This is a genomic window from Burkholderia sp. Tr-20355, from assembly GCF_017104685.1.
Taxonomy (GTDB): domain Bacteria; phylum Pseudomonadota; class Gammaproteobacteria; order Burkholderiales; family Burkholderiaceae; genus Burkholderia; species Burkholderia seminalis.
On record NZ_JAAGPK010000001.1, the window covers coordinates 42828 to 55560 of the forward strand.

11 protein-coding genes are annotated in these 12733 nt (G+C 69.1%); 4 read left to right on the forward strand and 7 right to left on the reverse strand.

What is annotated here, in order from left to right:
• Window positions 1-145: 145 nt before the first annotated feature.
• Together G3N62_RS00200 and G3N62_RS00205 are read left to right on the forward strand one after the other, a co-directional pair.
• Window positions 146-2080, forward strand: a complete 1935-nt coding sequence (locus G3N62_RS00200; RefSeq protein ID WP_175027225.1) for an SMP-30/gluconolactonase/LRE family protein — start codon at window positions 146-148, stop codon at window positions 2078-2080.
• Between the two features lie 170 nt (window positions 2081-2250).
• Window positions 2251-3081: a peptidyl-prolyl cis-trans isomerase gene (locus tag G3N62_RS00205; RefSeq protein ID WP_049028225.1), complete on the forward strand. Its 831-nt coding sequence runs from the start codon at window positions 2251-2253 to the stop codon at window positions 3079-3081.
• Window positions 3082-3103: 22 nt separating this feature from the next.
• Here G3N62_RS00205 and G3N62_RS00210 read toward each other — a convergent pair whose 3' ends face one another.
• A complete protein-coding gene (locus tag G3N62_RS00210; RefSeq protein WP_059556374.1) occupies window positions 3104-3541 on the reverse strand; it encodes a GNAT family N-acetyltransferase in 438 nt (145 codons plus the stop codon).
• Window positions 3542-3584: 43 nt separating this feature from the next.
• Complete coding sequence (locus G3N62_RS00215; protein WP_124670718.1) at window positions 3585-4541, reverse strand: hypothetical protein; 957 nt, start codon at window positions 4539-4541, stop codon at window positions 3585-3587.
• Window positions 4542-4839: 298 nt separating this feature from the next.
• On the opposite strand from G3N62_RS00215, the gene G3N62_RS00220 reads away from it, so the two are divergent.
• Window positions 4840-6132, forward strand: coding sequence for an MASE1 domain-containing protein (locus G3N62_RS00220; protein WP_124670717.1), 1293 nt, complete (start codon window positions 4840-4842; stop codon window positions 6130-6132).
• A gap of 13 nt (window positions 6133-6145) precedes the next feature.
• Entirely contained in the window at window positions 6146-6961 is an 816-nt protein-coding gene (locus G3N62_RS00225; protein WP_034189715.1) for an alpha/beta fold hydrolase, read from the forward strand.
• A gap of 7 nt (window positions 6962-6968) precedes the next feature.
• Here the strand turns inward: G3N62_RS00225 and G3N62_RS00230 are convergent, their stop codons facing one another.
• The 5 genes from G3N62_RS00230 to G3N62_RS00250 all read right to left on the reverse strand — a co-directional run bounded on the left by G3N62_RS00230 (window position 6969) and on the right by G3N62_RS00250 (window position 12732).
• On the reverse strand, window positions 6969-7988 hold the full coding sequence (locus G3N62_RS00230) for a MerR family transcriptional regulator (protein WP_124670716.1): 1020 nt from the start codon (window positions 7986-7988) through the stop codon (window positions 6969-6971).
• 82 nt (window positions 7989-8070) lie between these two features.
• Window positions 8071-9537: a xylulokinase gene (gene xylB / locus G3N62_RS00235; protein ID WP_124670715.1), complete on the reverse strand. Its 1467-nt coding sequence runs from the start codon at window positions 9535-9537 to the stop codon at window positions 8071-8073.
• Window positions 9534-10472 (reverse strand): AraC family transcriptional regulator, encoded by a 939-nt coding sequence (locus G3N62_RS00240; protein ID WP_049030664.1) that lies wholly within the window; start codon window positions 10470-10472, stop codon window positions 9534-9536. The genes xylB and G3N62_RS00240 overlap by 4 nt, the downstream gene beginning before the upstream one ends.
• 28 nt (window positions 10473-10500) lie before the next feature.
• Window positions 10501-11694 (reverse strand): sn-glycerol-3-phosphate ABC transporter ATP-binding protein UgpC, encoded by a 1194-nt coding sequence (gene ugpC / locus G3N62_RS00245; protein ID WP_124670714.1) that lies wholly within the window; start codon window positions 11692-11694, stop codon window positions 10501-10503.
• Window positions 11695-11697: 3 nt separating this feature from the next.
• Window positions 11698-12732: an NAD(P)-dependent alcohol dehydrogenase gene (locus G3N62_RS00250; protein WP_124609183.1), complete on the reverse strand. Its 1035-nt coding sequence runs from the start codon at window positions 12730-12732 to the stop codon at window positions 11698-11700.
• Window position 12733: the final 1 nt, after the last annotated feature.

Here is a 12733-nt window from a genome sequence, read left to right on the forward strand (position 1 = left end):
CCCTGCTCATTATCGAACGCATGCCGTACGTAATACCGATTGCGCCGGATGATTCACGGGAAGAATTTACGCATTGCGGATTTCAAGCCATCTGGCCGGCCGGTCCCTCAGGTGAATGTCTGCATCATTCAGGAGAGCAACCGTCATGGTCGCCAGCAAACGAATCCAGGCTGCGCTTGTTGCCGCGGCGATCGCCGCGATTGTGCCGGCCGCGCACGCGGGTAATACCACCGACTGGCTGGCGAACACCTACGGTACGCTCGCGGCGCACGTCGGCAACGTCGCGCGCGCGATGTGGGTCGCGCCCGAAGGCGTGATCTATACCGCGTCGATGTGGGACGAGGATGAAGGCGGTGTGGCGATCTACCAGAACGGCAAGAGCATCGGCTCGATCGGCACGCATTCGGAATTCCAGGGCAGCGCGATCACCGGCAACGCGACGTCGCTCTTCGTCGCGCTGCAGCCCGGCAAGACGTACGGCAGCGGCGCGGTGGGGCGCTACAACCGCGCGACGAAATATCGCGACCGCGTGATCCAGATCAGCGCGGCGACCAACCAGCCGCGCATCGACGTCGTCACCGGGCTCGCGACGGCCGGTTCGCTGCTCTATGCCAGCGACTTCTACGGCAATCGCGTGCGCGTATTCACCACCGACGGCGTGTGGCAGCGGGACATCGACGTGTCGGCGCCGGGCGCGCTCGCGGTGGACGGTGCGGGCAACGTGTGGGTCGCCCAGAAGAGCGCGGGCTCGATCGTCGGCTTCAGCCCGGCGGGCGCGTTGCTGAACACGATCCGGATGCCGACCGGGTCGCGGCCGTCGGCGCTGTATTTCGATGCGGCGGCCGGCCAGCTGCTGGCGGGCGACGAAGGCCCCGACCAGAACATCAAGCGCTATACGGTGGCGGGCCGACCGGCGCTGGTCGGCACGTTCGGCGTGCGCGGCGGCTATCTCGACACGACGACGGGCATCAAGGGGCAGGTCGGCGCGCAGCGCTTCACGCGCATCGTCGGGATCGGCAAGGACACCGGCGGCAACCTGTACGTGCTCAACAATCCGTGGGGCGGCAGCTGGGATCTCGGCCGCAACGGCGCGACCGACATTCATGCGTACAGCAGCACCGGGAGCCTGCGTTATACGCTGCAGTCGTTGAATTTCGAAGGCATCGCCGCGCCGGATCCCGTCACGGACGGCGCGCTGTTCTATGGCGGCACGCACGTGTACAGCGGCACCGCGGGCGGCAAGTTCGTCGCGAACACCGTCGATCCGTTCGCGTACCCGGCGGACCCGCGCATCAACATGAGCGACACGCAGCGCGACGAACACTTCGGTCTGCTCACGTCGGTGGGCACGAACCGGATTCTCGTCGCAGCCGGCCAGAATCCGCCGGTCTTCTACTTCTACCATTTCAACGCGGCGAACGGCTATGTCGCGATTCCGGACGGCTCGATTCCGGGCCCCGCATTCAACACGACGCAGCGCGTGACGAGCGGCTTCAGCATCGACAGCAAGGGCGGCGTGTGGGCGGGCCTCGACAAGACCGGCGCGATCACGCATTACCCGCTGACCGGCTTCGACGCGAACGGCAAGCCGTCGTGGGGGCCGGGTGTCGCGACGCGCATTCCGGCCAGCATCCTGCCGCTGACGCGCATCGTCTATCTCGCGGACAGCGACACGATGGTGCTCGCGCAGGGTGCGCCCGGCAGCAACGACTGGACGTCGATCGGCACGCGCGTCGAGGTGTACCACGGCTGGAGCGCGGGCAACACGACGAAGCCCGATCCGGTGATCATGCTTCCGCACAGCGGCGCCAAATCGATCGACGCGGTCGGCAATCATCTGTTCGTCGGCTACTGGTTCAGCAGCAGCGGACCGCTGTGGCCGAACGTCGACGCGTTCAACCTCGCCACCGGCAATCTCGACACCACGCTGGTCAATGCGAGCCCCGCGACGGTCGATACGAGCAGCGCGATCGACGCGATGTACAGCCTCCGCGCGTACCGTCGATCGAACGGCGAGTACGTGGTGATGAAGAACAACGTGAAGGGGAACAGCATCACCGTGTACCGCTGGACGCCTTGATGTGCCGGGCGTGCGGCCGCGTTGCGCGGCGCGGCATTCCCCAACCTCCCGACGCGGAAACGCGGTTCCGTGCACAATGACAGCGGCACACGCAGGCGCTGCGTGTGCGTGCACGATGAACCGGCGCGGCGCTCCATGCCGCGCTTCTTACGCTCGAAGCGACGATAACGATGAAGATGAAGACGACACCGAACCGCCTGGTGCTGATTGCCGCGCTGGCCGGCGCACTGTGCGGCCCTGTTCACGCGCAGACGGCCGCGACCGTCGCGACCGTCAACGGCACGCCGATCACGCAGGCCGACGTCGATACGCTGCTGCGTGCGTCCGGGCAACCCGACTCGCCGCAGGTCCGGCAGGCGATCAAGAACCAGCTGATCACGCGCGTGCTGGTGCAACAGGCCGCCGAAAAGGCGAACTACGGCGACAAGCCCGAGGTCAAGGCGGCGGTGCAGCAGGCGAAGGTGACGGCCGAGGTGCAGCTGTACCTGCGCGACAACGTGAAGCCCGAGCCGGTGACCGACGAGCAGGTGAAGGCGCGCTACGACGCACTCGTCGCGACGCTCGGCAAGAGCGAATACAAGCCGCGCGTGATCGTCGTCAAGGATCCGGTGACGGCCGCGACCGTGCTGAGCGAACTGAAAGCGGGCAAGTCGTTCGACGGGCTCGCGCGGCAGTACAGCATGGCGCCGAGCCGCGACAGCGGCGGCGAGCTGCCTTGGGTGAGCTTCAACACGCCGGCGGCGGAAGGCAAGACGGGCGGGTTGCCGCTGCCGGTCGCGCAGGCGCTCGAGAAACTGGCCGTCGGCGCGACGACCAAGGATTCGATTCCGGTCGACGGTGTGCGGGCGATCGTGAAGCTGGATGCGAAGCGGCCGACGCAGGTGCCGGGTTTCGAGGCCGCGAAGCCGGGACTTCAGCAGCAGCTGCAGGCGATCGCGGTCGAGAAGGCGAGCGCGCAGATGATCGGCGATCTGCTGAAGGACGCGAAGATCACGCAGTAATGCGGCGGCGATATCGCGCGCGTCATGCGCGCCAGATCAGATTCGCGCTCGTGGCGGTTTCCGACGCGAGCCGGAAGCCGAGCCGTTCGTAGAGCCTTCGCGCCGGGTTACCGTGCAGCACGCTCAGCGAGACCGGCACGTGCTCGCGTGCGGCGTCGGCCAGCAAGGCGCGCAGCACGGCCTCGCCGATGCCGCGGCCCTGGTGCGCGGGGAGGATCTGGATCTGGTGGACGTGCCACTCGACGGCGGTGCGCGTCACCTTCAGCAGGCCGATCGCGGCGGCACCTTCGCAGACGATCATCGCGTCTTCGAAGTGGGCGCGGATGCGCTGGTCGTGCGCTGCGTCGTCGGTCGGCGCGCCGACCCGCTGCAGGTGCTCGGTCATCGTCAGTCGACGGAGCGTCAGCAGGAAGGGGAGGTCGGCGGCGGAGGCAGGACGCAGATCGATCGCCGTTTTCATGATGGATGACGGATTGCGTTGGGCATTGGAGCGGCGACGCGGATCACAGGCCGGGCAACTGAATCTGCCGGCCGGCCGGACGATGTTCGAGGACATCCGTGACTTCGTATTCGGTTTTTGCCCCGTCCGAAGTTTGCCATTGCTGCATGCGGACATTGCAGACGAGCACGTCCCCCTTGCTGAAACTGATCTGGCTGTTGTTCACGCGCGACAGGAAGCCGGCATCCGTGATCGCCGCATGAATCGTCGACGTGCCGTCGTGCAGCCGCCATTTGTTGTCGTCCTTGAACGCGAGCGACACGATCGAGAACGCCATCTTGCGATGCTCGTCGAGCAGGAGCGCATCGGCTGGCTCGGGCGCGTGAAACCACGCAATTTCGTGGCGGGCGACCGTCTCGAACACTTGCGTATCGGTGCCGGCCGCGAACATCTCGATGCCTTCGTGCGCGAGCGGCGCAAGGACCTGCGCGGTTGCGTGGCGAACGCGGACGTCGCGCAACAGCGTGAGGACGGGCAGGTCGATCTCGAGTTCGTCGCCGTCGACCTGCAGCACCGCGCCGTGGTCCTGCACCCGCACGTGCCGGATCTCGCGTCCGCGCTGCCACTTGAGGACGGCGAAAAGCCCCTTGCTCGTCTTGGGCGCGGCGATGCCGAGCGCCGTCAGGATCGTGACCGCATTGGCGAGCGCCGTGCCTTCGTTGCCGCTCAGCATGTCGCGCATGCGGCCGAGCAACGAGGTCGCGAGCGTGAAGTCGATGCCGAAGCTGCCGGTCTTGAAGCTGCCGCGCACATTCACTTGCGGCCGAACCTGATCGCCGCACAGTGCACGCGTCGACGCGTCGAGCAAATCGCCGAATGCAAGCAGCGCGGGCGCGAGTTCGCGCACGTCCATCTCGGACGATTCGAGCGCGGGGCCGTCGTACGTGACGCGAAATCGGCTCATGGCATCAAAGGGGCCGAGATCGGCCGGGCCGGGACGGTTTCCATTGCATGTGGTCATGTCGAATGCGGGCTGGAAAGGGGGACGATACCCGAAACGAGTGCTTCCGGATGTCTTTCATGATGGGGGTGAACGACCTGCCATGCGCGAATTTGGCCATTCGGCCAGGGGGACACGCGGACGTGTCCCGACAGCATCCGGCCACCCGCGAACTTTTCCGATATCTTCCCGGTCACAACCGCCGGCTTGCGGGCACGCCGGCGCCGCCGGCCCCCGGTATTCCCCGGCCCGCGCCGTCCGCATATCATTCGCACATCGCGCACCTGCAGGCCGCAGGCGCGGCATACAGGGATTCTCGATGGACACCAAACGATCGCGGCCGGGGCTCGTCGCCGCGCTGCTCTGGGCGGCGCTGTATCTCGCGACCGGCTACATCTCGCACGAGTTCAACGGCCCCGTCCGGCTGACGGGCTATATCTGGCTGCCGGCCGGCGTGACGGTCGGCGCGTTCATGCTGCGCCCGGTGCGCGACTGGCTGACGCTGGCCGGCGCGTTCCTCGTCGGCCAGCTCGCGCTGACCGCGATCGAACACGGCAGCCTCGTCAACGCCGTGCTGTTCACGGTCGACGAGGTCGGCGCGGCCGCGCTGGCCGTCTGGCTCGTGCAGCGCGTGCGCTTCTCGCTCGAAGGGCTGTACTTCCTGCGCTCGGTGATCCTCGCCGGGCTGATCGCGGGCGTCGTCGGCGCGATCGGCGGCGCGGCGTGGTACACGACGGTCAAGGGCGCGTCGTTCTTCGACGTGTGGTCGGTGTGGGCCGCGTCCGATTTCGTCGGCGTGCTGCTGGTCACGCCGGTGCTCGCGTCGTGGTCGCGCTTTCGCGCGCACCGCTCCGGCGACCACGAGCGCTTCGACCTGATGCTCGGCATCGTCGCGTTCGCGCTGCTCGGGCTCGTCGCGCTCGCCATCTTCGACGGCGATACGTCGCGGAAATTCGGCACGGGCGCCGGCTTCGCGCTCACCTATGTCCCGCTGTTCCTGGCCGTGGCGGTCACGCTGCTGCTCGGCGGCCGCGCGGGCTCGTCGTCGGTGCTGGTGCTCGCGCTGATCGTGATCGAGCAGACCGCGCAGGGCGACGGCCCGTTCTCGTCGTTCCACGAACACTACGGCAGCGCGCTGCTCGAAGCGCAGCTTTATCTCGCGGTTGCATCGCTGCTGGTGCTGGCGGTCAGCACGCTGAAGACGACCCGCGAACGCGTGCACGAGCATGCGGCGGTGCTGCAGAACAACATGGAGCTCGCGCTCGCGAGCGCCGGCCAGATCGCGTACGTGCTCGATCCGGAGTCGGGCCGGATCGACTGGAGCGGCGACGTCGAGCGCGTGTTCGGCGTCGGCGTCGACGCGTCGCAGATCGCGAGCGTGCCGCTCGTGCTCGAACGCGTGCAGCCGGGCGACCGCGAAGCACTGAGCGACTACTGGAACGCGGAGATCGCGGGCGAGGACCGCGCGTCGCTGTCGCTGCGCATCGTGCTGCGCGACGGCGGCACGCGGACGGTCACCGACCACGGCGCGCCGCTGCTCGATTCGAACGTCGACGTGACGGTGGTCGCGGGCGTCTGGCAGATCGAGCGCGTGTGGCCGGCGGACGAATGAGCGGGCACGCGTCATGACAGGGCGTACGGGCGTCCTGCTGATCCATGGGCTCGGCGGCACGCAATACGATCTCGGTTCGCTGCACAAGGCGATGCGGCGCGCGGGCGCCGACCCGCACATGATCACGCTGCCGGGGCACGGCACGCGCCCCGAGGATCTGGTCGGCGTGCGCGCGGAGGCGTGGCTCGACGCGGTGACCGAACAGTATCGTGCGCTGGAACGCGAGTACGACACGCTGCATGTCGCGGGGATGTGCATGGGCGCGCTGGTCGCGCTGCTGCTGTGCCACCGCGTGCAGCATGCGCGCGGCCGGCTCGCATTGCTGGCCGCACCGGTATTCATCGACGGCTGGTCGACGCCGTGGTACCGGTCGCTGCGGCACGTGCTGTATCGCGTGCCGGGGGTGGCGGAACGGATGCGCGTCGAGGAAGGCGATCCGTTCGGCATCAAGAACGCGACGATCCGCGCGATCGTGAAGAAGAAGTTCGAGCGGCAGGACGGTTTCCACTATGCGTGGGTGCCGCTCGCGTGCGTGCGGCAGGTCGACCGGATGCGCGACTGGGTGCGCGAGGCCGCGCCAGGCACGCCGTGCCCGACACTCGTGCTGCATGCGCGCGAGGACGAACTGACGAGCCTGCGCTCGGCCGATTTCCTGCTGGAGAAGATGCCCGACGCGCGCGGGATCGTGCTGGAAAACAGCTATCACATGATCTGCGCGGACAACGATCGCGACGACGTCGCGCGGCACGTGCTCGAATTCTTCGGCTTCGATCCCGTGCATGCGGTGAGCCCGGCGATGGCGCGCAGGCTGGGGCGGCTGGAGTCCTGATACCTGCTCACGCCGCTTCCGGCCGGCGGGCGAGCCGCTCGCGGACCGCCGGCGACGCCAGGCATGTCGCTACCGCCTCGTAACCGGGCGCGCCCGGGTAAGGCGCCACCCGTGAAGGCGGGCTGTGATTGGCCGGGCACAACAGGATGGTTTCGTCGGGGCCGACGGCCGCCAGGTCGAGGATCGCCGACGAGCGCGTGAGCAGGAACAGCGGCCGCCTGCCGGCGGCGCGTTCACGCAGATGGGCCATCAAGGCCAGTTGCGTGGAACGGTCGAGATCCTGTTCGATCATGTCGACGATCAGCGTGCGCGGGCCTTCCGCTTCGAGGTTGACGAGCAGCGCGGTCAGCGCTGCCGACGGCGTGGCGTCCCTGTCGGCAAGCGAGGTCAGCGCGCGGTCGACGCACGACTTCAGCGCTGGATCGGCGCGCACTGCCGCGCGTGCCGCCGCACAGTCGTTTTCCAGCCGATCGAGCCCCACGAACACCGCACCGGGCAGCGCGTCGGCCAGCCGAAGCGCGAGCCGCGTCTTGCCGCTTCCCAGCGAGCCGATGATGTAGTTCAGCGGCCGGATATCGCGACACTCGAACCACTCGCCGCCCCACGGCCACGGCAGGCTGAACGCGACGCCGGTACCCGAATCGTCGAGCAGCCGCGTCAGCTCGCCGCCGGCAGGCATCCGGCCGCGCGCGAGGCCGGCGCGGATCGCGCGCACGCGGTCCATCTTGCGCACGAGATCCTGAACGCCGCGATCGAGCGCGGCTTCGTGTGCCGCCAGTGCGGCATCGAGGCTGCGCGCATCGCCGTCGAGCACGTCCGCCACCTGCGCGAGGCTGAGGCCGAGCTTGCGCAGCGCCGCGATGTCGGCGGCGCGGGCGAGGTCATCCGGGCCGTACGCGCGGTATCCGGCCGGCGTGCGCTCCGGCATGACGAGGCCATGCTGCTCATACAGCCGCAGCGCCTTGGTCGAAACACCAAGCTGCGCGGCGGCCGCGGATGCGTTCAAACGGGGCGTGGACCTACCCATCCGTCACCTCTTTGCGGTCGATTGGTTGCGTCCAGCATAAAGGCGACCCCAAGGGCCGGGTCAAGCGCGATGGCGCGGCCGCTCAGTCGGCGGCCGCGAATTCCTCCCGCAACGCCCGATACAACCGCCGATACCGCGTGAGCCGCCCCGCCAGCCGATCGACCGACGCCGAATCGGGCGCGACCGTCTCCGTCACCGGCGGCGCGACGCAGACTGCCTCGAGCGGGTCGCCCGTCGCCGCCCGTCGCGCCAGACGCGCGGCGCCGAGTGCCGCGCCGACGGCACCGTCCGCATGACGCCGCATCGCGAGCCCGGTCGCATTCGCGCACAGCCGCGCCCAGAACGCGCTCTTCGAGCCGCCGCCGATGAACGACACCGTGTCGAGCGTCGTGCCGGCCGCACGCAGCGCGTCGTAGCCGTCGGCCATCGCGAACGCGACACCTTCCATCACCGCATAGGCGAGGTCGTCCGCGTCGTGCTCGTTGGACAACCCGAAGAACACGCCGCGCGCATGCGCGTCGTTGTGCGGCGTGCGCTCGCCGCCGAGATACGGCAGGAACAGCGGCGCACGCGCCGGATCGGCGTGCTCGGCGCGCGCGGCCAGCGCGCCGGCGGTCGTGCCGTGCGCGCGCGCGAGCCAGTCGAGGCTCGCGGCGGCCGACAGGATCACGCTCATCTGGTGCCAGCGTCCTTCGATGCAGTGGCAGAACGCGTGCACCGCCGCATCCGGGTTCGGCGCGAAGCGGTCGTTGCCGGCGAACAGTACGCCGGACGTGCCGAGCGACAGGAAGCCGCTGCCGGCGCCCGTGACGCCCATGCCGATCGCCGACGCCGCGTTGTCGCCGGCCCCGCCGGCGATCGTCACGGGCCCCGCGATGCCCCATTCGCGCCGCAGCGCATCGCGCAGTTGCGCGGCCGGCGCATTGCCTTCGACGAGGCGTGGCATCTGCGCGCGCGACAGCTCGGTCGCGGCGAGCATCCGGTCGGACCAGTCGCGGCGCGCGCAGTCGAGCCACAGCGTGCCCGACGCGTCGGACAGGTCGGACACGAATTCGCCGGACAGGCGCCAGATCAGGTAATCCTTCGGCAGCAGCACCTTGTGCACCGCGCGGAACACGGCCGGCTCGTACTTCGCGAGCCACAGCAGCTTCGGCGCGGTGAAACCCGGCATCGCCATGTTGCCGGTGATCGCGCGCGACTCCGGCACCAGCGCCTCGAGTTCGACGCATTCGGTGCCGGCGCGCGTGTCGTTCCACAGGATCGCGGGCCGCAGCACCTGGTCCGCGCGATCGATCAGCGTCGCGCCGTGCATCTGCCCGGACAGCGCGATGCCGCGCAGCGCGGCGAAGCCGGCCGGATGCGCGGCGCGCACCGACGCGATCGCATCGAGCATCGCGTGCCACCACGCCTGCGGGCTCTGTTCGGACCAGTGCGGATGCGGGCGGCTGATCGACAGCGTGGCCGAGCCGGTCGCGAGGGGCACCGAGCCGGAATCGGTGAGGAGAACCTTGACCTCGGACGTGCCGAGATCGATGCCGAGAAATGTCACGTATGAAGCGTCCTGTCTGGGGCGCGCGGCGGCGCGCGTCGCGGGAGCGGCGCGTCGTCGTCGCGGCCGTGCGGTTCGTTGAGGCGATGCAGCGCGCGGAACTTCGACGGCGGCACCTGTTTCATCGCGAGAAACTGACGGTTGAAGTTCGACAGGTTGTTGAAGCCGACCCGGTAGCAGATGTCGGTCACCGTCAGGTCGGAAAACATCAGCAACTCGCACGCCTCGTTGATGCGCAGCCGGTTCAGGTAGCGCACGAACGACGAGCCGGTATGGCGGCGGAAGAACCGCGTGAAGGTGCTGACGCTCATGCCGGCGAACGCGGCGACGTCGGTCTCGCGCAGCACGCCGGGCAGGTTCTGCTGCAGGTACGACAGCACCTGGTTGATGGTCGACGACATGTAGTGCTGCGCGTCGCTGCGGTAGCCGGGGCCCGCGAGCACGCGCCGCTCGCGGCACGACGACAGCCGGTCGAACAGCGACATCAGGATCTCGACGCGCCGGCAGCCGTGCGCGTTCGCGAGCTCGAGCATCAGCGGCGCGACCTCGATGCCGATGCGGTCGGGAAACTGCACGCCACGCGCCGCGTCGTCGATCAGGTCGATCACCGGCTGCAGCTCGCTGAACGCGCCGACCATCTTCTCGATCGCATCGCGCGAGAACTGCAGCACGACGTCGCGCGACGGCACACGCTCGCCGTCGGGGAGTTCGCTGACCCAGTTGTGCGGCAGGTTCGGCCCGGTGACGATCAGGTTGCCGGGGCCGAAATCGCCGATATGGTCGCCGACGAACACCTTGCCGTGCGACGCCTGGATCAGATGAATCTCGTATTCGGGATGAAAGTGCCACTTCGCGACCGAATGCGGATAGTCGTGGACCCACGCGCGGAACGATTCGTCGCGGTGGGTGGGAACGATCTCGAGATCCGGGTTCATCATGTGCTCCGTCGGGCGTGCCGGCGTGCTACGAGCGGGACATCGACCAGCCCGTCGCGGCAGGCGGCGTGGCGCGCGTCGCGGCCGCCGGCGGGGCCGCGTGCGCGATCGGGTTCGCGTCGGGCAGCGTGACGTTGCGCTCGGTGCCGGCGTCGAACAGGTGCAGGGCTGCTTCGTCGAAGCGCAACGCTACCACGGCGCCCGGGGCCGGTGCCATCGGGGCCGGCACGAGGGCCGCGCACGGCTGGCCGTGCCAGTCGAGCGTGACGAGCGCCTCGGCGCCGAGCAGTTCGACGAGTTCCACGGTGCCGGTTAGCGCGAGCGTGCCGGGGGTCGAATCGCTTTCGGCGACGAGCCGCAGGTGATTCGGGCGGACCGCCGCCTTGACCTGCTGGCCGTCCTGCAGCCGCGCGAAGCGCGACGACGCGAGCAGCCAGCGCGTGCCGTTGCAGTCGAGCACCACGGTCGCGCCGTGGCGCCCGATCGTGCCGTCCGCGAAGTTCATCGCGGGCGTGCCGACGAACCCGGCGGCGAACACGGTATGCGGCTGGCCGTACAGCTCGGCCGGCGTACCGATCTGCTCGATGCGGCCGCCGCGCATCAGCACGACGCGGTCCGCGAGCGTCATTGCCTCGAGCTGGTCGTGCGTGACGTACAGCGTCGTCGTCTTCAGCCGCCGGTGCAGCCGCTTGATGTCGCCGCGCAACTGCGTGCGCAGCTTCGCGTCGAGGTTCGACAGCGGCTCGTCGAACAGGAACACGGCCGGCGTCTTGATCATCGCGCGCGCGATCGCCGCGCGCTGCTGCTGGCCGCCCGACATCGCGCGCGGGCGGCGCTCGAGCAGCGCGTCGAGGCTCAGGATGCGCGCGACGTCGCGCACGCGGCGGTCGATCTCGTCGGCCGGCACCTTCAGGCGCCGCAGGCCGAACGCGATGTTGTCGTACACCGTCATGTGCGGGTACAGCGCGTAGTTCTGGAACACCATCGCGACATTGCGCTCGCGCGACGGCAGGTCGTTCACGACCGCATCGCCGATCACGAGTTCGCCGCCGGTGATCGCCTCGAGGCCCGCGATCATCCGCAGCATCGTCGACTTGCCGCAGCCGGACGGGCCCAGCAATACGATGAATTCGCCGTCGGCGATCTCGAGGTCGAGCGGATGCAGCACGGCGGGGCCGCCGTCGTAGTGCTTCGACAAAGCCTTGCAGGTGATCTGGGCCATGGCTCAATCCATTTCGATCTGAATCTTGACGTCGCGCGGCTGGCCGCTCGCCGCTTCCTCGAACGCGCGCACGCCTTCGGAAAACGGGAACGTGCGCGAGATGAACGGCTTCACGTCGATCGCGCCGGACGCGATCAGCGCCAGCGCGCGCGGGAAGATGTTCGCGTAGCGGAAGACCGATTCGATGCGGCCTTCCTTCGCCTGCAGCGCGACCACGTCGAGCGGCACGGGGGCGACCGGCATGCCGATCAGCACCGCGCAGCCGCCCGGGCACATCAGGTCGACGAGGCCCGCATAGGCGTTCGCGCTGCCGCTTGCCTCGAACACGACGTCCGCGCCCCAGCCGCCGGAGGCTTCCGCTACCGCGTCGGCAAGCGGCCGCGTGCGCACGTCGACGGTCGTGACGGCCGGGTTGCCGGCGAACAGCGCGAGCTTCTCGGGTACGACGTCGGCGAGGATCACGCGCGCGGCGCCGCCCGCGAGCGCGGCGAGCGCCGTCATCGCGCCGATCGTGCCGGCGCCGATCACGACCGCGAGGTCGCCCGGCTTCATCGCCGCCTTCTTCGCGGCCTGCAGGCCGATCGACAGCGGCTCGACGATCGCGCCTTCGGCAAACGACACGTTGTCGGGCAGCCGGTACGTGAACGCGGCCGGGTGCACGACGAACGGCGTCAGGCAGCCGTGGACGGGCGGCGTCGCCCAGAAGCGCACGTCGGGATCGAGGTTGTAGAGCCCGCGCAGCGTCGCGGGCGAATCGAGGCGCGGCACGCCGGGCTCCATGCACACGCGGTCGCCGACGCGCAGGTGCGTGACGGCGGCGCCGGTCTCGACGACGGTGCCGGACGCCTCGTGGCCGAGCACCATCGGCGCGTCGACGCGAAACGGGCCGATGCCGCCGTGAACGTAGTAATGCACGTCGCTGCCGCAGACGCCGACCGTATGCACCTTGATCCGGACATCGCCGGGGCCGACCTGTTGCGGCAGGTCGATGTCGCGCAGCGCGAGCTCGCGCGTGCGTTCGAGTACGAGCGCTTTCAAC

Coding starts and splice junctions, on each gene's coding strand:
- G3N62_RS00200 (WP_175027225.1), top strand. CDS start 146: ATGGTCGCCAGCAAACGAATCCAGGCTGCGCTTGTTGCCGCGGCGATC.
- G3N62_RS00205 (WP_049028225.1), top strand. CDS start 2,251: ATGAAGATGAAGACGACACCGAACCGCCTGGTGCTGATTGCCGCGCTG.
- G3N62_RS00210 (WP_059556374.1), bottom strand. CDS start 3,541: ATGAAAACGGCGATCGATCTGCGTCCTGCCTCCGCCGCCGACCTCCCC.
- G3N62_RS00215 (WP_124670718.1), bottom strand. CDS start 4,541: ATGACCACATGCAATGGAAACCGTCCCGGCCCGGCCGATCTCGGCCCC.
- G3N62_RS00220 (WP_124670717.1), top strand. CDS start 4,840: ATGGACACCAAACGATCGCGGCCGGGGCTCGTCGCCGCGCTGCTCTGG.
- G3N62_RS00225 (WP_034189715.1), top strand. CDS start 6,146: ATGACAGGGCGTACGGGCGTCCTGCTGATCCATGGGCTCGGCGGCACG.
- G3N62_RS00230 (WP_124670716.1), bottom strand. CDS start 7,988: ATGGGTAGGTCCACGCCCCGTTTGAACGCATCCGCGGCCGCCGCGCAG.
- G3N62_RS00240 (WP_049030664.1), bottom strand. CDS start 10,472: ATGAACCCGGATCTCGAGATCGTTCCCACCCACCGCGACGAATCGTTC.
- ugpC (WP_124670714.1), bottom strand. CDS start 11,694: ATGGCCCAGATCACCTGCAAGGCTTTGTCGAAGCACTACGACGGCGGC.